Origin of the sequence: Nocardia sp. NBC_00565 (assembly GCF_036345915.1) — a bacterium.
Taxonomy (GTDB): Bacteria; Actinomycetota; Actinomycetes; order Mycobacteriales; family Mycobacteriaceae; genus Nocardia.
Map to the genome: position 1 here is coordinate 1,659,993 of NZ_CP107785.1, position 20,820 is coordinate 1,680,812.

Genomic DNA, 20,820 nt, shown 5'->3' on the forward strand with positions numbered 1-20,820 from the left:
GGTCCGAACTCGGCACGGCTTTCCTCGGACAGACAAATCGCCGGGGCGGGGGAGCAAGGGGGCGGCCGGTTGAATACGGCGCGGTCAGACGGTGTCCAATTTGGTGACCAGCCATCGGCCGTCGATCCAGTCCAGTTGCAGGCGCAGACTGCTCGATGTGGTCGTCGGCTGTTGCTGATCGGTAGCAGTGGTGACCTGATTGACGAACACCAGAGCCACCGCATGAGCAGTATCGGCAGAGACCACCGATGTCGCGGTGACCGTCGCGGTTGAGGACATTTGCCGCTGCCGAGCGGCCGGGACCACCACATCGGTGCCGAGCTTGCCGAAGTAGGTGGCGAAGTCACCGGACAGATGCGTCCGTGCGCGGGCGAGATCGTCGGTGACAGTGTCGGGGTGGTAGGTCAGCACCGCAGTAGCGGCGTCTGCAGCGGCTGGGGCTACCCCGGCGCGAGCATCGGCTTGGGCACGATCGTTACGACAGACCACCCCCAGCCAGCTTGTCGATACAGCCAGCCCGACCAGCAACGTGCCCACCGCAACCTGCCAGCGCCGGGCGGGGATACGCCAGGGCGGCGGCAAGGGGATGTCAGTAGTGGGCTCGCTTGCGCGATCGATGGCTGCGACTGTCTCAACAGCGCCGATGTCGGTGGGCGTGCCGGTATGCGGAGCGGAAGATTCGACGTCCGGGTCGGCGGTGGTGTCGTTGATATCGGGCCTCATGGGACGAAATCCACGTTCGAGACGAGGATACGTCCTTCGGTGCGCTGCATCACGAGTCGTAGCCGCCATATGCGCGGTTCCTCCTGTGCGCCTGCGGAATTGCTCACCTTGGACGATGCCGCGACCAGAATTTTGGCTCGATCGCCGTCGAGAGACTCCACTCCGGCTTCGGTGATGGTGCCAACGGTCGAGACATGAGCCTGTTTGACAACCGAGGTGAACCCCGCCGAGCGCGCGGCGAAGTCGTCGCGGAACCCGCCGGTGGCACCGTCGAGGATTCGTGCGATATCGGCATCGGCGCTGTCGGCGGAGATCGTGGTCAAGTCGAGCACCGTCTGGCGAGCGGCCTGTAAGAAAGCAGCTCGGTCGGCGCGTATCCGGTTGTCGTCTCGATGCTGGACGGCCAGCACGACCGTGCTTGCCGCCAGTGCTGCGATCAACACCGCCGCGGCCAGGCGATATCCCGAGCGTGCCGTCAGCTGCCCACCCCTGCGTAGACGGCTGAGACTGATTCGGGCAGCACTCGGGCGCTGCCCCGGTGGCTTCGCTTGATCCGGCGGCGATATCGACTCGGCGTCGTTGTCGGCCATACGCTTCGCCTACTTCCATACGATTGAGTACCGTCTTATGTACTGTATAGTATGGTTCGGCAGTGTGATGCGGATCGCATCCATGCCGAGCGAGAAGATCAGGAGGGCCGATGTCGGCTGGCACCGTCGAAGAGCATTTCCAGCGCATTCCCTATAGCCCAGCGGCTGACGGGAAAGTGGAAATCCACTCCGGACTCAGCCGCCACTACCCGACGTTGCACGCCAATCTGGTGACGCCGCCACGGTTTTCGCGCGACCTGGCGGTGGTGATGGCGCATCCCTCGTCCAATTTCCTGTCCCATTTCTTGCTGAACGGGTTCGCCGAGGCCGGCATCCCGATCATGGGGCTGAACACCCGCTACGCCTGCAATGAGGCCGCGCTGCTGATGGAGCGTGCGGCCCAGGATCTGGGCGCGGGCGTCCGGTGGCTGCGCGAAGAACTCGGCTTCCAACGGGTGGTGCTACTGGGCTTCAGCGGCGGCGGCTCATTGGCGTCGTTCTATCAGGGCCAGGCCGAGAACCCAACGGTCACCGCAACTCCCAGTGGCGACGCAGTGTCGTTCGAGGACCTGGTGCCAGCCGATGGCATCATGCTTGTCGGCGCGCACCCTGGTCGCGCGCGGGTCTTGGCGAATTGGATCGATCCCTCGGTCGTACGAGAGGACGACCCCTATCGCAGCGACCCCGAATTGGGCCTGTACGCGCCCGAGCGTGAGCTTCCACTGTCAGCGGCATGGGTCACCCGCTATCGCGCTGCGCAGCGTCGGCGTATCGACCGCATCGATGCCTGGGTGCTCGAGCAACTCGAGCGGACCGACGTCCATGCGGGCTCGGATCGGGCGTTTGTGGTGCACCGCACCGTCGCTGATCCCCGCTTCGTCGATGTGAGCTTGGATCCCAGCGACCGCAAACCCGGCAGCATGTACGGCGATCCGGCCGCAGCCAACTGGAGTGCGGGTGGGTTGGCGCGGTTCGTTACCGCCCGTAGCTGGCTGAGTACCTGGAGTATCAACCATTCCCGCGCCGACGCGCTGAGCGATTTGACCAGTGTCAAGGTGCCCACGGTGGTGATGGCTCTACGCGGGGACCAGGCCGCGTTCGTCAGTGAATCACGGCAGATGCACGCGGCCAGCGCTGACCCGTCTGCCGAAATCATCGAGATCGCTGAACTCGATCACTATCTCGTCGATAAACCCGAAGGCCTCGGCCAGATCATCGCCGAGTTGCTGACCTGGCTGCGTGCGCGCGGCCTCACCGACTGAATGCCGATGCCGGACAGCCGGTCTCGGCATATCGTGGACAAGGAGAAGCCACCATGTCAGTGCAAGCATCGTCGACGGCCCGCGGCCAGGTCGGCGGCGGCGAACCTCCGGTGAAATGTCCGAGCGCATTCCGCTATTGGGAATCGCTGCGCTCGCCGAAAGTTCAACGCCTGCAACGACTGGTCAAAACCATCACCGGTGGTGCGCTTTTTCCCACCGAGAGCCAGGCCGCGGCGTTGTGTGAAGACCTCTTCGCCGGTGACCCGGTCGCGGAGAGGTTCGTCGCGGAGGTGATGCACGGCGAGATCGGGCCGCAGCGCGGACGGCAGATGCTCGATGCCGCATTATCGGGTGGCATCGACTCGGTGCCGGAGGCTCCGGAGTCGATGAAAGCGCTGTTCGCGGAGTTCGAGACCGTACCCGACTGGGTCCAGCCCGAGCTCGTCGAACAGGGGGCCGCGATTTGGCGGCGGTGGGGAACCATGCTGTTCAGTTTCGCCGGTGCCGAAACCTTGGAAATGTACACCGAATCAGCGGTGGCGACCCCGTTGTCGCTGGCCGGGGGCTATGCGGGCGACAGTGCACTGCGCCGATTCCTCGAGACCAGCCGCTTCTGGATGGACGTCTCGCAACCCGGCGCTCTGCTCACACCGGGTTCGAACGGGCGAGCGACCGCATTGAAGGTCCGGGTCATGCATGTTTCGGTCCGCGCCAGGGTCGCCGGTCACCCGGAGTGGGATATCGACAAATGGGGGCTGCCCATCAGCCAGACTTATCAACTGCTCACCCTGCTCGCTGGCAGCGTCACACCGGGGCTGGGGCTGTGGCTGCTGGGATACCAAACCACTGCATCCGAGATCCGCGCCCTGCTGCATTTCCAGAAGTACATGGGCTACGTGCTGGGGGTTCGGCTGCGGTGGTATCCGGAATCAGTGGTCGACTCCTTGCGGGTTTTGGCGATGACGATCGCGTCGCGTTCCTACGATGCCGGGCACCACGGTGCCGAACTCATCGAGTCCTACCCGATGGCGTTCGCGCCGCGCGACGGCCACCGCGGATTGACCCGTTTACGCGAGGTCTACAACTTCCGTATCAATTCCGTCTATTCGGCGATGTATATGGCCCCGCGGACCCGGCGCCGCTACCGTATGCCGCCAGCTTTTCCGTGGATCATGATTCCGATCGCACGATTCCCGCTGATCACCGTGATGGAGCTGGCACGTCGGCTGTTTCCGCCGTTCGCGCGGATCCACGAAAAACTCATGCTCTGGCACCGCGAGAACTGGTACCGCGCCCAAATGCAAGGCAGGCAAGCCCAATTCGACGCCAGCGGGGCGCTGCGGCGCTGATCGGTGCCGCGTCACTGCCGCGTGCAGTTGCGCGGCGGGGATGGCAGCCTCCCCACCTACTCTCCTGGCCGTGATCGATAGGGATGACGTGGCCGACGACTGGAAAGACACATGACCCCCACCGAAATCATCGAAGCATGGAACGGTCCCGGCCGTCTGGACGGAACATTGACCACTGTGCAGGCGCGCCACAACGGCTTGCATCCCTCGTCGAATAAACTCGCCTTCGAGCATTGGTACTTCGATGCTCATCTCGACAGTGGGCACACCGTGATCGGGTTTCTCACGAAACGTCGACCCGAGGATCTGCCCAACGCCCGTCCCTGGGTAGAAATGATCGTCTATAACCCGGACGGTTCACGACGCCAGGTGGCCAAGCGATATCCGCGGGCAGCGGCGTCGTTCTCCACATCGGGTTGTGATGTCCGCATCGGATCCAACACCGCTCGCACCGAGTTCCCCGCGACCGGTCTGCCGATCCACCATGTTCACTTCGTGGAAGGCGACCTGGTATTCGACTTGCAGTTCCACAACGAGACGCCCAGTTGGATGCCAGGACAAGGTGAGACCCGTTTCGGTGCGACCGACAGCTTCGGTTGGGTCGTCGGTGCACCGCGCGCCCGAGTGACCGGGACCGTCCAAATCGACGGGAAAGTCCTCACGGTCACCGGGCGGGGGTATGCCGACCACAACTGGGGTGTCGGTGACATGAAGAAAGTCATCGACCGTTGGCACTGGGGACGGCTGTATGTCCAGGAATACTCGCTGCTGTATGCGAACGTTCGCACCCAGAAACAGCACGGTTCGCACGACATCGCCCCACTGATGTTGGCAAAAGGCGCCGACATCATCTTGTCGACCGGCGAAATGGCCCTGACCGAAGGCCCGGGTCGATACAACCCGATCGCCGACCGGGAATATCCGGAATGGATCGAGCTCCAGGTTCCTGGTCGGCTCGAGCTGCGGCTGACCGTTCAGTCGGTCATTCACGCCCACGACCTCATCGACGATTTCCCCATCGTGCGGTCCCGGCTGATCAAGCCTTTGATGCATTTCGCGATCGGACACCCGGCGTATTTCCGCTTCGAGTCCGCCGTCGAATTGACTGTTCACACCGATAGCGGTTCCCAACAATATACCGGCACCACCCTGCACGAACTCGTCGCTCTGACATGAGTATCACAACGCCCGCGGTCGGGGCCCATTCTCGTCGCGATCCGGAGAGTCACCCACGATGACGATCACCAGAGTTGCTGCGCCTCCCGAGCCGAACCCCGCCCGGGATACGGTCGCGGGTCTGAAGTATTTGAGCGGCTTCGGCAACGAACATTGCAGCGAAGCAGTACCTGGCGCGTTGCCGGTGCATCAGAACTCACCACAGAAAGCCCCGTTCGGTTTGTACACCGAGCAGCTCTCGGCGACAGCGTTCACCGAGCCACGGGTGGTCAATCGACGCAGCTGGGTTTACCGCATCACCCCCTCGGCCAAGCATCCGCCGTTTACCCGTGCCGATGACCGCACGTTTCGCAGTGCACCGGTTCTCGACGGGGTCGCCGACCCGAACCGGCTGCGATGGAACCCCTTGCCCGAAACGTGGCCGGAGGCCGACTTCCTCGACAGCATCTACACCCTCGCCGCCAACGGAAATGTACTGCAACGGCAAGGAATCGCGATCCATCTCTACCGGGCGACACGATCGATGCAGTCGCGCTACTTCGGCAACAATGACGGCGAGTTGCTGGTCGTGCCTCAGCAGGGCCAGCTGCTGGTACATACCGAGTTCGGCAAGCTGGCGGTAGCGCCTACCCAATTCGCGGTCATCGGACGCGGCATCCGGTTCCGGGTCGAACTGCTCGACCCCCTCGCCGTGGGCTACGTGTGCGAGAACTACGGGGCGCCGTTCACCTTGCCCGAACTGGGACCGATCGGGGCCAACGGGCTGGCCCATGCCCGCCATTTCCGCTATCCCGTCGCCGCCTACGAAGACAACACCGGACCGGTGCAAGTCGTCCAAAAGTTCGGAGGGCACTTGTGGGCCGCCGACTACGACCATTCACCACTGGATGTGGTGGCCTGGCACGGATCACATGCCGCCTACGTCTTCGACCTGGACGATTTCAACGCCGTCGGCATGATCGGCTTCGATCACCCGGACCCCTCGATTTTCGCGGTGCTGACCTCGCTGTCGGACACACCCGGCCAAGCCAACGTCGATTTCTTGGCATTTCCTCCGCGCTGGAATGTCGCCGAGCACACTTTCCGGCCTCCGCATTTCCACCGCAATGTGATGACCGAGTTCATGGGATTGGTGCAGGGCGTTCACGATTCCAAGGCCGAGGGTTTTCTGCCCGGCGGAGCCAGCTTGCACAACATGTGGTCCGCCCACGGTCCCGATCACGAGACGTTCGACAAAGCCAGTACCGCGGAACTGACACCGCAGAAGATCGAGGGATCACTGGCGTTCATGTTCGAGACCCGCTGGCCGTTGGTGGTCACCGACTTCGCCCACGCCGCACCCCACCGCCAACCGCACTACGACACGTCGTGGGCAGATTTGCAGCGGCTGTTCACCCCACCGAACTGACCTGCCTCGCGCACCGCCCGACCCCCGTAAATCCCCTGCTGTACTGGGAGACCCCCATGACCTCCGAAACAATCACCCCCGCCTTCGATCTGCCCGAGCCGACGTTACGCATCAACGGCCAACATATCGGCGCGCATGCTGGGCAGACCTACGAGTCGTTCAACCCGTCCACCGAAGAACTGGTCACCACCGTCGCCGCGGCACAACCCGAGGATGTCGACACCGCGGTCGCGGCGGCCCGCGCGCAACTGGAGGGCGGACCATGGTCGCGGATGAGCGGCTCCGAACGCGGACGAATTCTGACACGCGCCGCCCAGCTGATCGAGGAGGACGCACACAACCTGGCCGCATTGGAAGCGGTGGAGATGGGCAAGCTGTTCCACGACTCGGTCCGCGGTGACATCCCGGCGGCCGCCGAAGCGTTTCGGCACTTCGCCGGTTGGGCGGACAAAGTAACCGGCACCACAGTCCAGCTGCCCGACTTCGGGCCCCAGCGACGATTCGGCTACACCATCCGACAACCGCTGGGAGTGCTGGGAGCGATCACCCCCTGGAACAACCCGGTACTGATCGCCGCCTGGAAGTTGGCGCCAGCATTGGCGGCTGGATGCACGGCCGTGATCAAACCCGCCGAGGACGCGTCGTTGTCCACCCTGCGCCTTGGCGAGCTGCTCGCCGACGCCGGACTGCCCGACGGCGTGCTCAACATCGTGCCGGGCCTGGGAGCGGTGGCCGGAGCCGCGCTGGCCGGTCACAGCGGCATCGACAAGATCTCCTTCACCGGAAGCCTCCGCGTCGGCAAACAGATTCAAAGCTTGGCCGGAGATACCTTCCGCAAAGTAACCCTGGAACTCGGCGGAAAATCACCGCAGCTGGTCTTCGCCGACGCCGACCTCGACCAAGCGATGCCGTGGATCGCGATGGGCAACTTTTATCACCAAGGCCAGGTCTGTGCCGCCGGAACCAGGGTGCTGGCGCACGAATCAATCGTCGACAAGGTCATCGAAGGCCTTATCGACGCCGCTGAAAACGCACAAATCGGAGACCCGTTCGCATCCGCCAGCACGATGGGCGCCATCGTCAACGGCCGCCAGCTGGACCAGATCCTGCGCTATATCGACATCGGACGTGCGGAGGGCGCCGAACTACTCGCCGGAGGCGGACGTGTCGCTCGCAGTGGTTACTTCGTCGAACCTACTGTGTTCCGCGGCAGCAACGATCTGACCATCGCGCGCGAGGAAATCTTCGGACCGGTGGCCACCGTGATCAGTTTCAAAGACACCGACGAAGCGATCCACTTGGCCAATGCCACCAAATACGGGCTCAACGCCATGGTCTACACCAGCGACCTGTCGCGAGCGCTCGCCGTCACCGAGCAATTACGGGTCGGGACGGTGTGGGTCAACGGGTGGGGAGTGCCGGATCCAGCACTGCCATGGGGTGGTCGCGCGGGCTCAGGCATCGGCCGAGAACTCGGACGCAGCGGCATCGAAGCCGACACCGAGGAAAAGACAGTTCACATCGGGATATAGACCCGACAGCCTTCGACGCCGCGACCCGAGCTGGGGACTGCGTGCAGGCAGACACCGACGCAATTGCAATACAGGAGTTCGATGGACGCACAACAACAGATCACCGGACCCTTGGACGGCATCCGAGTACTCGAACTCGGCTCGCTGATCGCCGGGCCTTTCGCGGCTCGGCTGCTCGGCGACCTGGGTGCACAGATCATCAAGATCGAACCCCCGACTGCCGGTGACCCGCTGCGCACCTGGGGCCAAGCCGAGCACGACGGGCACCACTTCCATTGGACGACCCTGGCCCGCAACAAACAATCCATCACCTTGAACCTGCGTGCGGCCCGTGGACGGGAGTTGCTGCTGGAGCTGGTCGCACACAGCGACGTCGTCGTAGAGAACTTCCGGCCGGGCACCCTGGAAGGCTGGGGCCTGGGCTACGACGTTCTCCACGAACGCAATCCAGGACTCGTACTGGCCCGAGTATCCGGCTACGGGCAGACCGGACCATCAGCGCAGCTGCCCGGCTACGCCTCGGTCGCCGAAGCGGTGAGCGGGCTGCGTCACCTCAATGGCTACCCCGGCCAAGCTCCGCCCCGGCTGGCGCTGTCGCTGGGCGACAGCCTGGCGGGCATGTTCGCCGCCCACGGTGTGCTGGCGGCTCTGTATCACCGCAGCCAGACCGGGCAGGGACAGGTGGTGGATGTCGCGCTCACCGAAGCGTGCCTGGCAATCCAGGAATCGGCGATCGCCGACTACGACATCGGCGGCATCATCCGCGGACCCTCTGGCACCCGCCTCGAGGGGATCGCGCCATCGAACCTCTACCGCACCCACGACGGCGTGTGGTTGGTGATCGCCGCCAACCAAGACAGCGTGTTCGGGCGCCTGTGCCGGGCTATGGGCCAACCGGACCTGGCGACGGACCCTCGCTTCAGCGACCACCGCGCCCGCGGCCGCAACCAGGACGAACTCGACGACATCATCGCCACCTGGGCCAGCGCGCGGACCGCCGACAAACTCACGACAATCTTGGCCGCGGCCGGGGTGGCCGCGGGACGCGTCAACACCATCGCCGAGGTCGTCGCCGACCCGCAGATGCAGGCACGACAGATGATCGTCGACCACTATGACCAACGCGTCGGACGGACCGTTCGAGGCCCCGGCATCGTTCCGAAACTCAGTGCCACACCCGGCAGCGTCCGCAACGCAGGACCCCCCGAACCCGGATCCGACAACGATTACGTCTACCGCACCCTGCTCGGACTCGGCGACGTCGAACGCCGCGAGCTGCGTGAGGCCGGTGTCATCTGAGCGAGGTGCGAGTCCATTTGATCATCCGCCCGGCAAAGGAGCTGAATCCGCCGTGTTCCTCGCCTACGTCGTCTCAACAGCTGTGCTCGCCACCGCGATGACGCTCGCCGCGGTCGCCTCAGCGATGCGCCACCGAACTATCGTGGACACCCTCGATGCTGTGGGCGTCCCCGCACCGATGCAGAACCTGTTGACGGCCGCGCTGCAGACCGGAGCTGTCGGCCTGGTAATTGGAATCTTCATTCCCGCAGTCGGATTCGCGGCGGCAGTGTGCACGAGTGTGTACTTCATCGGCGCGGCGTGTGCTCACCTGCGCATCGGTCGGCATGACATCGGCGCCGCAACGATACTCCTTCTGCGGAGTGTTTCGGTCAGGCGTCCCGGACGCGGGCTTGTCGATCGACGACGGGGGGTTCGGTGGACCATGGGAAGTTGATCCAGCGGTCCGTGCGGCGCCACACGTATTCGCAGTCGACCTCGGAGTGTGGCTTCTGATAGATGACCGCGCAGCGGACCTCGGCGACGTGGTCGACGCAGAAGTCGCGCACGAGTTTCAGGGTGGCCCCGGTATCGGCTACATCATCGGCGACCAGGACCGTGGCACCGGCCAGATCGACCGCCTGCGGGACCGGCGGCAGCATGACGGGTAGGTCGAGGCGCTGGTCGATGCCGGTGTAGAACTCGACGTTCATCACGTGCAGGTTCTTCACGTCCAGCGCGTAGCCGAGCGCACCCGCGACGAACAGGCCGCCGCGCGCGATCGACAGGATCAGATCCGGTTCGAAGCCGTCCTTGGCGATCTCGGTCGCGAGTTCCCGGCTCGCCGTCCCGAACAATTCCCAGGTCAACACTTCCCGATCCGCCATGGATCCTCCATCTGCCGCTATACCGCCGGGCATAGAGCATACGACCAGCTACGCCGGTGTCCGAATCCTGTCCGGGCGTTCCGGAATTAGAGTGAAAGGATGCGGATCTTCCTGGCTGGTGCGACCGGCGTCATCGGAACACGGTTGTTGCCCTTGTTGGTCGGGGCCGGGCACGAGGTGGCGGGGATGACCCGGTCGGCGGCCAAGGCCGATCAGGTGCGCGCCGCCGGTGCCGAGCCGTTCGTCTGCGATGTGTACGACCTCGACGCGCTCACCGCGGCAGTCGTCGCCTTCCGGCCCGATCTGGTGATGCACCAGCTCACTGATCTCCCCGACGATGCCGCGTTGCTCCCGGGGCGCGCCGGTGCGAACGCGCGCATCCGTTCCGAAGGCACCCGCAACCTGATCGCCGCCGCGCGGGCCGCGGGTGCGAAACACTTTCTCGCCCAGAGCATCGCGTGGGAGCCGCCCGCCGGTCGCGATGCGGTGATCCGGGAGCACGAGGGCGCCGTACTCGATATCGACGGCGTGGTCGTGAGGTACGGCCAATTCTACGGTCCGGGAACGTATTACGAAGGCGAGCTACCCGGTGATCCGCGAGTGCACATCGATGATGCCGCGGCGCGGACGGTTTCGCTGGTGGACGCGCCCAGCGGCGTGGTGATCATCGCGGATCCGGTCGATTGATTCTCGGGCGGTTCCGGACGACTGGCGGTCGCGGGTCGTGGCCGTGCCGGTCGGTTTGGAATACGGTGGCAGGGGTTGATCATCCGGATTCGCACCCACCGAAGGAGACCCGCTTGCGCAGCACGCTGCTCGTCACATCCGTTCTCGGGGCCGCATTGCTGGCTGTTTTCCCCAGCTCCGGAGCTGCCGGGGCGGCGCCCGGCGACGGCACGCTGAAGGTGCAGGCGACCACCGGCACGGATCAACTGGCGGTGACCGGCGTGAGTGTCGAGATCACCACCTGCTCTGCCGGACCGGTCCTGGCCACGTTGACGACCGGCCCCGACGGAACCGTGACGCAAACCTTCCCGAGCGGCTGCTACCAAGCGGAGGTGACGTCCGTACCGTCCGGCTGTGAGTTGGCGAGCATCGCCTACATTCAGATCAACGTGGCCCCCGACGCGTCACCGGTCGCCGGCTTCCAATTCCGCTGCGCGTGAACCGGACTCGGGTTTCCGCAGACGGCGGTGTGGAACAGCCTTTCCGCTTCGGTGATCGCCTGCTCCAGGGCTGCGGGTTCCGGGCGTAGTCCGGCCACGATCGCGTCGATGTCACGCAGACCCGCCCGCTGCAACAGCCGTTTCTCGTTGGTGGTCCATTCGGTCGAATATGGTGGCGATCTTCGGTGCGGAGGCCGCGGATGCGGTGCTGGATGTAACCGGCGGGGACGTCAACGACGAACTGCTGGCGGCGCGCGACACGGTCACGCGGATCACCGGTGCGCCCGGCAGGCCATTCCGCCGGTGGGTCGAGGAGAACGCCGCGGCCTTCCGTTGAGCACACAGTGGTTCCGCCGACCCAGGTATCAGCCGATGGCGCGGCGGGCGTAGGCGCGTACGTCCGCGTCGGTGTCGTCGATCGCCTGTTTCAGGGCGTCGTGGGCCGCGCCGCTGTCCGGCCAGGTGGTCAGGGATAGCACGGCGGCCTTGCGTACGTCGAGGTGGGGGTCGTGCAGGGCGTCGGTGAGGGCGGTGATGGCGAGGGCGGGGTCGGCGCCCGCCAGACCGCGCGCCGCACCGACCCGGACCTGCCAGGCGGAATGTATGAGCGCGCCGGAGAGCAGGGCCGTGTCCTGTTGTGCGGCACCGAGACTCGCGAAGGCGGCCAGTGCCGCCGCGCGGACGAGCGGGTCGGGATCGTCGGCGAGGGACCGTGCGGTGTCGGCGCCCGAGCGTCCCACCGCGGCCAAACCGTACGCGACCGCGATGCGGACCTCCCGGTTGTCATCGGTCGCGGCTGCGGAGATGGCCTGCCAATCGTCCAGGGACACCAATGCGCGCACCGCTTCGATTCGCACGCGATGATCCGAATCCGACAGTGCGGCAACGAATTGCGCCGCCGAACCGGCGCGCAGGGCGCGCAGCAGATCGACCACGGTCGCGCGGACGACCGGATCGGGAGAGCCGATCCGGTCGGCCAGTCCGGTCGAATCCGGCAGCACCTCCACCAGTTCGCGCAGGCTCGCCGCCGCTGCCGCGCGCACGGATGCCGCGTCGTCATCGAGTGCGCCGATGAGGATCGGTGCGAAACCTTCGGGGGTGTTCTCGGTCAGCACCGAGAGCGCCGCCACGCGAACACCCGCGTCGGCGTCGGTCAGATAGCTCGAAAGATCCTGCACGGTAGGCGAGTCCAATGTGAGCAGCGTGACCAGCCGGGGCGAGGGCGGTGGCACCGATTCGCGAACCGTGCGCGGCGCCTCCGCGGGCGCGCGACCGCCGATGAGCTCCGGCTGCTCGACCGCGACGACGGTGGGATCGGTGGAGGGCAGATCGTCCAGGCCCGGCACCGGAACCAGATACGGTGCGACCGGCCGCTTCAGGAATTCCATTGCGCCGTCGGTGTTCTTGCGCAGATTCAGGTGATAGCGCCATTCGATGTCGTCGCGCTGCGGCAGGTCCGCGCGCTCGTGGTAGAGCCCCCACCGCGATTCGGTGCGGGTCAGCGAGCTGCGCGCCGCCATTTCGGCGCAGTCGCGGATGAAGGACACCTCCACCGCGCGCATCAGCTCGTGCGGTGTGCGCGCGCCGATATCGGCGATCTCGCCGCGCATCCGCTCGAACGTCTCAACCGCGATCGAGAGCTTCGCGGCCGTTTTCGGCGGTGCCACATAGTCGTTCACGAATCGGCGCAACTTGTACTCGACCTGCGGCTGGGGCGGGCCGTCGGGTTGGCGCAGCGGCCGGTAGATCAGCTCGTGCGCCTCGGCCAGTTGCGCCTGCGGCAGATCGGTCGGCGCATCGGTTGCGGGCAGTGTCGATGCCGCGTGCGCGCCCGCGAGATCACCGAAGACGAATGCGCCGATCATGTAGTTGTGTGGCACGCAGGCCAGATCCCCCGCAGCGTATAGCCCGGGCACTGTGGTGCGCGCGTGTTCGTCGACCCAGACGCCGGAGGCGGAATGTCCACCACACAAACCGATTTCGGAGATGTGCATCTCGATATCGTGGGTGCGGTAGTCGTGGCCGCGGTTGGCGTGGAAGGTGCCACGCGTCGGGCGTTCGGTGGTGTGCAGAATCCCCTCGAGCGTGGACAGCGTCTCATCGGGCAGGTGCGAGACCTTGAGATAGATCGGCCCGCGCGCGGATTCGATCTCCCGCTTGACCTCCGACATCATCTGCCCGGACCAGTAGTCGGAGTCGACGAATCGCTCGCCGTGCGCGTTCACCTGATATCCGCCGAACGGATTGGCGACGTAGGCGCAGGCCGGACCGTTGTAATCCTTGATGAGCGGGTTGATCTGGAAGCATTCGATGCCGCTGAGTTCGGCTCCCGCGTGATAGGCCATGGAATAGCCGTCGCCCGCGTTGGTCGGATTCTCGTAGGTGCCGTACAGGTAACCCGATGCGGGCAGACCCAATCGGCCCGACGGCCCGGTCGCCAGGATCACCGCCTTCGCGCCCACCGCCACGAATTCGCCGGTGCGCGTATTCAACGCGGCGGCGCCGACCGCGCGGCCGTCGACGGTGAGGACCCGCACCGGCATGAGCCGATTCTCGATGCGGATCTTCTCGCGCATCTTGCGCTGGCGCAGTACGCGATACAGCGCCTTCTTCACATCCTTGCCCTCGGGCATCGGCAGCACATAGGACCCGGACCGGTGCACCCGGCGCACCGCGTACTCGCCGTACTCGTCCTTCTCGAACTTCACGCCGTAGCGTTCCAGCCGCTGCACCATGGCGAATCCGCGCGTCGCGGTCTGATAGATGGTGCGCTGGTTGACGATTCCGTCGTTGGCCCTGGTGATCTCGGCGACGTAGTCCTCCGGTTCGGCCTTGCCCGGGATCACCGCATTGTTCACCCCGTCCATGCCCATGGCCAGCGCACCGGAGTGCCGCACATGTGCCTTCTCCAGCAGCAGCACATTCGCGCCCGCCTCGGCGGCGGTGAGTGCGGCCATGGTGCCCGCGGTGCCGCCGCCGATGACGAGCACGTCACAGTCGAGCCGGACCCGATCGGATAGCTCCGGGATATTCACAACTTCTCCAAGATTTCGGCCTTCACGGAGCTGCGATCCGCAGGCGTGCGTGGGTCCGGCACGTCGACCAGGGCGCGCAGTGCACCGCCACCCGAATTCCCGTTGCTCAGCACTGCGATACGGTCGCCGATCAGCAGCGCCTCGTCCAGATCGTGGGTGACGAACACAACGGTGGTCGGGTGGGCGCGCCAGGTGTCGATCAGCAAGCGCTGCATGGTCGCCCGGGTCTGGGTGTCCAGCGCGCCGAACGGTTCGTCCATCAGCACCGCGCGAGGTGATCCAGCAAGGCTGCGCGCCAACTGGACTCGCTGCCGCATGCCGCCGGACAGATCGCGGGGGAGGTAGTCGGCGAAGGCGGTGAGACCGACCTCGTCCACCCAATGCTGGGCCGTCGCCTTGCGTTCGGCGCGCGGCACCTTGCGCAGTTGCAGCGCGAGTTCGATGTTCTGCCGGGCGGTGCGCCACGGCAGCAGCGCGTCGTCCTGGAAGACCAGCGCGCGGTCGGCGGTGGGGCCGGTCACCGGGGTCCCGTCGGCGCGGATGACACCGGCATCTGGGGTGCGCAGTCCGGCGATGGCGCGCAGCAGCGTCGACTTGCCACAGCCGGATTTGCCGACCACGACCAGGATTTCGCCGGGCGCGATGGCCAGCTCGAGCTGGTCGAGTACGGTCTTGGTGCCGTACGCGATCCGAATTCCGTCCAGGGTCAACCGCATGCCGGTCGCCGTGGTGATGGGAGCCGTGGTGGTAGTCATTCGGCGACCTCTCGCGGCAGCCAGCGGGTGATGCGGCGTCCGGCCAATTCGACGATGCCGGAGGTGCCGAAGCCGAGGACGCCGATGGTGATCATCCCGACGAAGACCCCCGGGTAGTCGACAATGGTGTAGGCCTGCCAGGTCCGGTAGCCGATGCCGAGGCGTCCGGAGATCATCTCGGCCGAGATGAGGCAGATCCACGCCACTCCCATGCCGACCGACAAACCACTGAAAACGCCCGGCAGGATGCCCGGAAAGACCACCCGCACAAGCACATCGGTGCGCGATGCGCCCAATGTGCGCAACGCGTCCTCCCAGATGGTGGGCAGTGCGCGCACCGCGTGCCTGGTGCTCACCAGCACCGGGAACAGCGAGGCCGTGAAGGTGATGAAGACGATGCCGGACTCGTCGCTCGGGAACAGCAGAATCGCCACCGGCACCAGCGCGATCGCCGGGATCGGCCGGGCCAGCTCAGTGAGCGGGCCGAATACCGCGGCCAGCAGCCCGGAACGACCGAGCCCGATACCGGCGAGCACGCCGACCACCGCCGCGAGACCGAATCCGGTGAGGATCCGGATCAGCGACTGCGCGACATCCACGTAGTACTGGTTCTTGTGGAACTGCCGACCGAATTCGGCGACGATCTCGGTCACCGTGGGCAGCGTGTCGAAGCGCAACCAGAATCGGACATTGTTGGCGGTGAGCAGCTGCCACAGCCCGATGGCGGTCGCGACCGAAGCCACTTGGAGCAGGCGGGTGCGCCACGCGGAGCGTCCGCGCGCCGTGGTGGTCTCGCCGCCGTCGGCCACCACCGGGCCGACCAGCGCCGCTGTACTCATCCGCGCACCTCCGTCACGGCCTGGTCGTAGGCGATCGGCACGGCGGCCGCGTGTGCCTGCCGATACCGTTGCGCGGCAGCGGGAGTCGTGAACGGCAGGAAGGTATTGCCGTCGCGCAGCCAGGTCGCCTTATCGGCGAACCATCGCGTGCCGAGTTCGGCGTCCGGGATGTAGGCCGCGCGGATCACCTTGCCCTGTGCCTTGGCGGCCTGTACCGCGCGTAGCAGGCAGGTGGCGTCGGCGGCGGGTTGCGGCCGGTCCGCGCCGTCGAGCCACAGCTCGCCCGCCTGCGCCGAATTGTCCACGGCACGTGCGCAGATCGGGTCGGTGCCGGTGACCCGGCTGGGGTTGGCGGTGACGGCGAGCGCCTGATCGTAATCGCCCTGGCCGGTCTCGGCGAACGCCTTGCGCAGCGGTGCGGGATCGACGAAGCGGTCGATATCGAGTTCGGCGAAATCACCGATCGACTTCAGATACTGCACATCGCCCTTGAGCGCCTCGACCAGGCTCGGCTTGATCGTGGTGTCGAAAGACGTGCCGCCCGGGCCGTTGTAGAGGTACACGACCTCCGGCGGCAGGCCGGCACCGTCGGCCACGATTTTCGCGGCCTCGAATGGCTGCTCACGCAGGAAGGTGGTCGCGTCGAGTTGGGCGGCGAGGAAGGCCTGCAGCACCTCGGGATGATCGGCGGTGTACGAGCGCCGGGCGACCACACCGTGGAAGGTCGGTACGCCGAGTTCGGCACCGTCGTACAGCAACTTGGCCTTGTTCTGGAACACCAGGAGTCCGGGCCAGGCCACGAACTGGGCGAGCGCGCTCACCTGGTGCGATTCCAGCGCGGTGGCGCCGATCTGCGGCTGCTGGTTCAGTACCTCCACGCCCTTGGCCGGGTCCACGCCCGCGCGGGACAGCGCCTGTACGAGGGTGCCGTGTCCGGCGGAGCCGACGCTGGCCGAAATCTTCTGTCCGGCCAGGTCATTGATCGATGAGGCGGTCGAATCCTGGGGCACCACAACCATATTCAGCGCGCCCCTGGGGTTGTACCCGGTGACCGACACCAGCGCGGTCTTCGCCCGCTCATTGGCCTGAGTGCGAGATCCATTGATCAGCATCGGATAGTCGCCCATCGATCCGATATCGATCTTCTCGGCGAGCATCTGCGCGGTGATCGGCGCACCGGTGTCGTAGTCCTGCCACTCGACCTGGTATTTGGCCCCGCCGCCGTCGGTGATCTTCTGTAACCGCTGCTCCAGGAAGCCCTTTGCCTTGAGTAGGGTGCCCGCCGTGACGGTGTTGATGGTCTTGGACTGATAGCCGAGGACGACCTTGACGGTTCCGGCCGGGGTGTTGTCCGAACTCTGCAGTGAGCAGCCGGCCGCGGCGAGCGCGATGGCGAGGACGAGCGGAGCGAGGCGCTTCTTCATGGGGGAGCTCTGGTTCTCTGGTGGTGGAATTCAGCGGAGCAGGTAGGGCATATTGACGGTGACCGCGCCGGTCGGGCAGCGAGCCGCGCACGGGCCGCAGTACCAGCACTCGTCCACATGCATGAAGGCCTTGCCGTTCTCGGGATTGATGGCCAGCGAATCGAGTGGGCAGATTTCCACACACAGCGTGCAGCCCTGGATGCAGAGCGATTCGTCGATGGTGACCGGGATATCGGCGCGCTGGTTCGCGAGTGCCATCAGATGACCTTCCATTCGGGTGCGCTGCGGATGAGACTGCCGCGCATGGTGATTCGGTCCCCGCGCATCCGGATGTACTCCAGATCGACCGGGCGGCCGTCGTCGAGGCGGGTCAGTCGTTCGAGCATCAGCAGCGCCGCGCCCTCGGGGGTTTCCAGGGTGGCGGCGGTGTGGGCGTCGGCGGTGATCGCTTCCAGCGCGAGGTCGGCGGAGCCGAGCGGGCCGCCGCTGATCTGTTCGATCAGGACGAAGATGTCGTTGGTCTCCAGATCGTGCCCGAGGATCTCGGTGCCGATATCGGGTGCGAGATAGGTCAGATCCAGGCTCAGCGGCAGATCCGCGAGGTAGCGCAGTCGTTCGATATACACCACGCGCGCACCGGGATCGAGCCCCAGCCGGCGCGCGACCGCGGGCGGCGCGGTGACATGCAGGGCCGAGCGCACCTCGTTGCGCACCGTGCCGTGCCCCTTCAACGTCTCCTGCAGGCCGAGCAGCTGGTCCAGCCCGTGGTCGTACTTCCGCTTCGCGACGCGAGTGCCCACCTTCGGCACCCGATCGATCAGGCCCTCCTCCTTGAGCATCGCCAGCGCGTCCCGGACGGTATTGCGCGAGGCGTCGAATTCCGCGACGAGCTGCTGCTCACTCGGCAACACCTCGTCGAACGCCCCGGCATGGATCTGATGACGCAGTACGTCGGCCACCCGCCGCGCCAGATCGGCCCGCAAGCGCCGCACGGGCGTCGGCTCTGCCGCCACCTCCGCCGCCTTTCTCTCGCTGACCTGCATGGATAGCGACGATAGTTGGCTTTCTCGGCCGCGAATCCCACGTCGAAGGCACCGCAATTCAAGGGATGTTATTGCGCCGCCCCTGACCTCAGCTGACCTGGGCGAATAGGCTATCCAGTGGTTATTGCGCCACCCACCGCGAAGGCCGCGGGTTTCGATCACGCAGATTCGAAAGACGGAGATGGCCGGGCCGGGTAGGAGATTATCCGGATCGTCGAGTAGCGCGGCATCACTCCGCGGAGGGACGCGAGGTCCCCGCTGAGGGTGATGATCTGGTTCGATCGGATCCCTACCATGGCGGGCGTGGCCGTTGTCGCGGGTATCGTCCGCTGTCGCGCTCTGCTGATCGTGGGGGTGTGTGGGTTGTTGCTGTCGGTCGCGATGGCGTCCGCTGCCGCGGACTCGCCTGCCGCCGGCGCGGATATTTCGGTCGCGCAGTCCCTCGGTGATCGTGAGCTGACGGTGGTGTTGCGCCGGGTGACCAGTGTGCCGGGGCCGTTGCGGGTGGATGTGGTGACCCATACCGGTACCGCCGCCGGGCGACTCACGTTGGCGGTGACGCCGACCGGTGCGACCACGGAGTCGACCCTGCCCGCCGCGGGAGTGCCCACGGCCGAGACGGTGGTCGACCTCGGCGGCACACCCGGAATGTATTCGGCCACTGTGACAATGGACCGCGCCGGTCCGTGGGAGCTGGCCATTGGCGACGGCGTGCGGGTGGCTCGGATTCCCTTCATTGTGCCCGCACAGGTGACCTCCCCACCCGAATGTCTGGTCTACGGCGGATTTCTGGTGGCGGGTGTGCTGCTGCCCGTCGCGGTGGTGATCGCGATTCGCGCTCGGCGCACTGGGTGGGCGCTGGTTCCGGCCGCCGGGATGGTAGCCGGGGTCGCGGTGTCGGTGACCGCCGCGCTCCTGTCGGCGTCCCTGCCGCTGCCGCCGCAACCCGGCGGTCAGCTCGATCCGACGGTGGACAACGTCACCGATCCCTACGCGCTGAACCAGCCGTTGATCTCCGACTTCTCACGTCCTCCTGTTCTGCTCACGATCGCGGGCTCGCCGGTAAAGGCCGGGCAGCCAGGCGATCTCGACCTCGTGCTGATCGACGCGGCCACCGGTGCGCTCGTCGATGATCTGCTCGTGCACGACAGTGCGCTGATGCATCTGCTGGTGGTCGGACCGACCGGGCGTCTGTCGCATCTGCATCCGGTCCGGATCGGACCCGGTCGCTATAAGGTTCATCTGGCCTCGCCCGAGGCCGGGCATCACGCGGTGTCGGCGGAGTTGGCGCGGCGCGGCGGTGGTGTTCAAATGGTGCGCGCCGCAGCCGGTTTCACGGTGGGAGCCGGTGAGGCGTCAGGGATCGCGCCGCAATCACCCGGCACCCCGGTGCATCTCGGCGGCGATGACAAGACCGCGTCGACCGTGGTCGACGGTAATCCGGTCACCATCAGGACGACTGCTCCGGTCGCCGGTGCCCCGACGACGATCACCGCCGAATTCGGCGATGCCGCCGACCTGCAGCCGTGGCTCGGCATGGTCGGACACATGATCATGGCGGGCCCGCTACCAGATGAAACGGATATCGCCGCGGCCGTGCAGAATTCACCGGTGTGGGGTCACGGTCACTCGATGGGGGCGACATCGATGCAGGGCATGGCTGATATGCCGGGGATGGATATGCCCGGGATGAGCGGTATGACCGAGGCCGGCGGCGGACGCGGAACCATGCTCATGCCGCCCGTCAACGGCGACAGCGCCGCCGACGAAACCGTCGCGGCGTACGGACCGGATGTTCCGTTCACCTATACGTTCCCGGTCGTGGGCCGGTACCGACTGTGGATCCAGGTCGAACGGCGCTACACCGTGCTGACCGTCCCCGTCGTCCTCGATGTGGCGGGAGCGCGGCGATGAGCGCGCCCGAATCAGCCGCCCGGGTAATCGATCGCCGGGTTCTGCTCGGCGGTGCGGTGGTGCTTGTACTCGTCGCCATCGGCTGGCTGGTGTGGCCGAGCCGGTCCGGCCCGCTGGTGCTGAAAGCCGGTACTGCGCAACATCTTGTCACCGTCTCCATCGACAGCCTGCGCATCGGAGCGACGGATATCGATGTGAGCGTCACCGACCGCACCGGTGCCACCAAAGACCATGCCGCAGTCCAGATTCAAGCGAATCAGCCGCTCATGGGATATGCGGGACAACCCGTCGCGGCGCTCGCCACCGGACCGGGACGCTTCCACGCCACGGCGGTGTCACTGATGATGACCGGTCCGTGGGAGCTTCGAGTCTCGATCGACGAACACGACAGCGTGGACCTGCTGATCGTGCCACTCTGGGTGGGCGGCTGAAAACCGGT

At 65.9% G+C, this 20,820-nt stretch carries 21 protein-coding genes; 12 read left to right on the top strand and 9 right to left on the bottom strand.

What is annotated here, in order from left to right; translation table 11 throughout:
* Positions 1 to 84: 84 nt before the first annotated feature.
* On the bottom strand, positions 85 to 723 hold the full coding sequence (locus OG874_RS08050) for a hypothetical protein (protein WP_330254486.1): 639 nt from the start codon (positions 721 to 723) through the stop codon (positions 85 to 87).
* Positions 720 to 1,313: a hypothetical protein gene (locus tag OG874_RS08055; protein ID WP_330254487.1), complete on the bottom strand. Its 594-nt coding sequence runs from the start codon at positions 1,311 to 1,313 to the stop codon at positions 720 to 722. Before OG874_RS08055 ends, OG874_RS08050 begins: the two co-directional genes overlap by 4 nt.
* 110 nt (positions 1,314 to 1,423) lie before the next feature.
* Here OG874_RS08055 and OG874_RS08060 point away from each other — a divergent pair, with 110 nt between their 5' ends.
* The 7 genes from OG874_RS08060 (at position 1,424) to OG874_RS44665 (ending at position 9,775) form a co-directional block, all read left to right on the top strand.
* Positions 1,424 to 2,575: an alpha/beta hydrolase gene (locus tag OG874_RS08060; RefSeq protein ID WP_330254488.1), complete on the top strand. Its 1,152-nt coding sequence runs from the start codon at positions 1,424 to 1,426 to the stop codon at positions 2,573 to 2,575.
* A gap of 53 nt (positions 2,576 to 2,628) precedes the next feature.
* The gene (locus OG874_RS08065) at positions 2,629 to 3,924 is read left to right on the top strand and encodes an oxygenase MpaB family protein (RefSeq protein ID WP_330254489.1); all 1,296 of its coding nucleotides are present in this window, start codon (positions 2,629 to 2,631) and stop codon (positions 3,922 to 3,924) included.
* Between the two features lie 111 nt (positions 3,925 to 4,035).
* Entirely contained in the window at positions 4,036 to 5,100 is a 1,065-nt protein-coding gene (locus tag OG874_RS08070) for a lipocalin-like domain-containing protein (protein ID WP_330254490.1), read from the top strand.
* Positions 5,101 to 5,158: 58 nt separating this feature from the next.
* Positions 5,159 to 6,508 carry a homogentisate 1,2-dioxygenase gene (gene hmgA, locus OG874_RS08075; protein ID WP_330254491.1) on the top strand — a complete coding sequence of 450 codons (1,350 nt, stop codon included), beginning with the start codon at positions 5,159 to 5,161 and terminating at the stop codon, positions 6,506 to 6,508.
* 56 nt (positions 6,509 to 6,564) lie between these two features.
* Positions 6,565 to 8,040: an aldehyde dehydrogenase family protein gene (locus OG874_RS08080; protein ID WP_330254492.1), complete on the top strand. Its 1,476-nt coding sequence runs from the start codon at positions 6,565 to 6,567 to the stop codon at positions 8,038 to 8,040.
* Positions 8,041 to 8,121: 81 nt separating this feature from the next.
* Positions 8,122 to 9,339 (top strand): CaiB/BaiF CoA transferase family protein, encoded by a 1,218-nt coding sequence (locus tag OG874_RS08085; protein ID WP_330254493.1) that lies wholly within the window; start codon positions 8,122 to 8,124, stop codon positions 9,337 to 9,339.
* An 82-nt stretch (positions 9,340 to 9,421) separates the two neighbouring features.
* Entirely contained in the window at positions 9,422 to 9,775 is a 354-nt protein-coding gene (locus OG874_RS44665; RefSeq protein ID WP_442943384.1) for a DoxX family protein, read from the top strand.
* On the opposite strand, the gene OG874_RS08090 is transcribed toward OG874_RS44665, so the two are convergent.
* Positions 9,711 to 10,205, bottom strand: a complete 495-nt coding sequence (locus tag OG874_RS08090; protein ID WP_330254494.1) for a phosphoribosyltransferase — start codon at positions 10,203 to 10,205, stop codon at positions 9,711 to 9,713. The two genes, OG874_RS44665 and OG874_RS08090, sit on opposite strands and share 65 nt — an antisense overlap.
* A 99-nt stretch (positions 10,206 to 10,304) precedes the next feature.
* On the opposite strand from OG874_RS08090, the gene OG874_RS08095 reads away from it, so the two are divergent.
* From OG874_RS08095 to OG874_RS08105, 3 genes are all read left to right on the top strand, one after another.
* Complete coding sequence (locus OG874_RS08095; RefSeq protein ID WP_330254495.1) at positions 10,305 to 10,892, top strand: NAD-dependent epimerase/dehydratase family protein; 588 nt, start codon at positions 10,305 to 10,307, stop codon at positions 10,890 to 10,892.
* Positions 10,893 to 11,005: 113 nt separating this feature from the next.
* On the top strand, positions 11,006 to 11,371 hold the full coding sequence (locus OG874_RS08100) for a hypothetical protein (protein ID WP_330254496.1): 366 nt from the start codon (positions 11,006 to 11,008) through the stop codon (positions 11,369 to 11,371).
* Positions 11,372 to 11,540: 169 nt separating this feature from the next.
* Positions 11,541 to 11,708, top strand: a complete 168-nt coding sequence (locus OG874_RS08105) for a hypothetical protein (protein ID WP_330254497.1) — start codon at positions 11,541 to 11,543, stop codon at positions 11,706 to 11,708.
* A 28-nt stretch (positions 11,709 to 11,736) separates the two neighbouring features.
* On the opposite strand, the gene OG874_RS08110 is transcribed toward OG874_RS08105, so the two are convergent.
* Genes OG874_RS08110 through OG874_RS08135 form a run of 6 tightly spaced genes read right to left on the bottom strand, consistent with a single transcriptional unit; the run spans position 11,737 to position 18,467 of the window.
* Positions 11,737 to 14,406, bottom strand: coding sequence for a fumarate reductase/succinate dehydrogenase flavoprotein subunit (locus OG874_RS08110; RefSeq protein ID WP_330254498.1), 2,670 nt, complete (start codon positions 14,404 to 14,406; stop codon positions 11,737 to 11,739).
* Positions 14,403 to 15,161, bottom strand: a complete 759-nt coding sequence (locus tag OG874_RS08115; protein ID WP_330254499.1) for an ABC transporter ATP-binding protein — start codon at positions 15,159 to 15,161, stop codon at positions 14,403 to 14,405. Before OG874_RS08115 ends, OG874_RS08110 begins: the two co-directional genes overlap by 4 nt.
* The gene (locus OG874_RS08120; protein ID WP_330254500.1) at positions 15,158 to 16,000 is read right to left on the bottom strand and encodes an ABC transporter permease; all 843 of its coding nucleotides are present in this window, start codon (positions 15,998 to 16,000) and stop codon (positions 15,158 to 15,160) included. Before OG874_RS08120 ends, OG874_RS08115 begins: the two co-directional genes overlap by 4 nt.
* Positions 15,997 to 17,424 carry an ABC transporter substrate-binding protein gene (locus OG874_RS08125; RefSeq protein ID WP_330254501.1) on the bottom strand — a complete coding sequence of 476 codons (1,428 nt, stop codon included), beginning with the start codon at positions 17,422 to 17,424 and terminating at the stop codon, positions 15,997 to 15,999. Before OG874_RS08125 ends, OG874_RS08120 begins: the two co-directional genes overlap by 4 nt.
* 30 nt (positions 17,425 to 17,454) lie before the next feature.
* Positions 17,455 to 17,682 carry a 4Fe-4S dicluster domain-containing protein gene (locus OG874_RS08130; protein WP_067844087.1) on the bottom strand — a complete coding sequence of 76 codons (228 nt, stop codon included), beginning with the start codon at positions 17,680 to 17,682 and terminating at the stop codon, positions 17,455 to 17,457.
* The gene (locus tag OG874_RS08135) at positions 17,682 to 18,467 is read right to left on the bottom strand and encodes a GntR family transcriptional regulator (protein ID WP_330254502.1); all 786 of its coding nucleotides are present in this window, start codon (positions 18,465 to 18,467) and stop codon (positions 17,682 to 17,684) included. Before OG874_RS08135 ends, OG874_RS08130 begins: the two co-directional genes overlap by 1 nt.
* Positions 18,468 to 18,770: 303 nt before the next feature.
* Here OG874_RS08135 and OG874_RS08140 point away from each other — a divergent pair, with 303 nt between their 5' ends.
* Positions 18,771 to 20,381: a hypothetical protein gene (locus OG874_RS08140; RefSeq protein WP_330254503.1), complete on the top strand. Its 1,611-nt coding sequence runs from the start codon at positions 18,771 to 18,773 to the stop codon at positions 20,379 to 20,381.
* Positions 20,378 to 20,812, top strand: coding sequence for a FixH family protein (locus OG874_RS08145; RefSeq protein ID WP_330254504.1), 435 nt, complete (start codon positions 20,378 to 20,380; stop codon positions 20,810 to 20,812). The genes OG874_RS08140 and OG874_RS08145 overlap by 4 nt, the downstream gene beginning before the upstream one ends.
* Positions 20,813 to 20,820 lie beyond the last annotated feature (8 nt).

Excerpts from the sequence above, each read along its gene's own strand:
- OG874_RS08050 (WP_330254486.1), bottom strand. The coding sequence starts at position 723 with ATGAGGCCCGATATCAACGACACCACCGCCGACCCGGACGTCGAATCT.
- OG874_RS08055 (WP_330254487.1), bottom strand. The coding sequence starts at position 1,313 with ATGGCCGACAACGACGCCGAGTCGATATCGCCGCCGGATCAAGCGAAG.
- OG874_RS08060 (WP_330254488.1), top strand. The coding sequence starts at position 1,424 with ATGTCGGCTGGCACCGTCGAAGAGCATTTCCAGCGCATTCCCTATAGC.
- OG874_RS08065 (WP_330254489.1), top strand. The coding sequence starts at position 2,629 with ATGTCAGTGCAAGCATCGTCGACGGCCCGCGGCCAGGTCGGCGGCGGC.
- OG874_RS08070 (WP_330254490.1), top strand. The coding sequence starts at position 4,036 with ATGACCCCCACCGAAATCATCGAAGCATGGAACGGTCCCGGCCGTCTG.
- hmgA (WP_330254491.1), top strand. The coding sequence starts at position 5,159 with ATGACGATCACCAGAGTTGCTGCGCCTCCCGAGCCGAACCCCGCCCGG.
- OG874_RS08080 (WP_330254492.1), top strand. The coding sequence starts at position 6,565 with ATGACCTCCGAAACAATCACCCCCGCCTTCGATCTGCCCGAGCCGACG.
- OG874_RS08085 (WP_330254493.1), top strand. The coding sequence starts at position 8,122 with ATGGACGCACAACAACAGATCACCGGACCCTTGGACGGCATCCGAGTA.
- OG874_RS08090 (WP_330254494.1), bottom strand. The coding sequence starts at position 10,205 with ATGGCGGATCGGGAAGTGTTGACCTGGGAATTGTTCGGGACGGCGAGC.
- OG874_RS08095 (WP_330254495.1), top strand. The coding sequence starts at position 10,305 with ATGCGGATCTTCCTGGCTGGTGCGACCGGCGTCATCGGAACACGGTTG.
- OG874_RS08105 (WP_330254497.1), top strand. The coding sequence starts at position 11,541 with ATGGTGGCGATCTTCGGTGCGGAGGCCGCGGATGCGGTGCTGGATGTA.
- OG874_RS08115 (WP_330254499.1), bottom strand. The coding sequence starts at position 15,161 with ATGACTACCACCACGGCTCCCATCACCACGGCGACCGGCATGCGGTTG.
- OG874_RS08120 (WP_330254500.1), bottom strand. The coding sequence starts at position 16,000 with ATGAGTACAGCGGCGCTGGTCGGCCCGGTGGTGGCCGACGGCGGCGAG.
- OG874_RS08125 (WP_330254501.1), bottom strand. The coding sequence starts at position 17,424 with ATGAAGAAGCGCCTCGCTCCGCTCGTCCTCGCCATCGCGCTCGCCGCG.
- OG874_RS08130 (WP_067844087.1), bottom strand. The coding sequence starts at position 17,682 with ATGGCACTCGCGAACCAGCGCGCCGATATCCCGGTCACCATCGACGAA.
- OG874_RS08135 (WP_330254502.1), bottom strand. The coding sequence starts at position 18,467 with ATGCAGGTCAGCGAGAGAAAGGCGGCGGAGGTGGCGGCAGAGCCGACG.
- OG874_RS08145 (WP_330254504.1), top strand. The coding sequence starts at position 20,378 with ATGAGCGCGCCCGAATCAGCCGCCCGGGTAATCGATCGCCGGGTTCTG.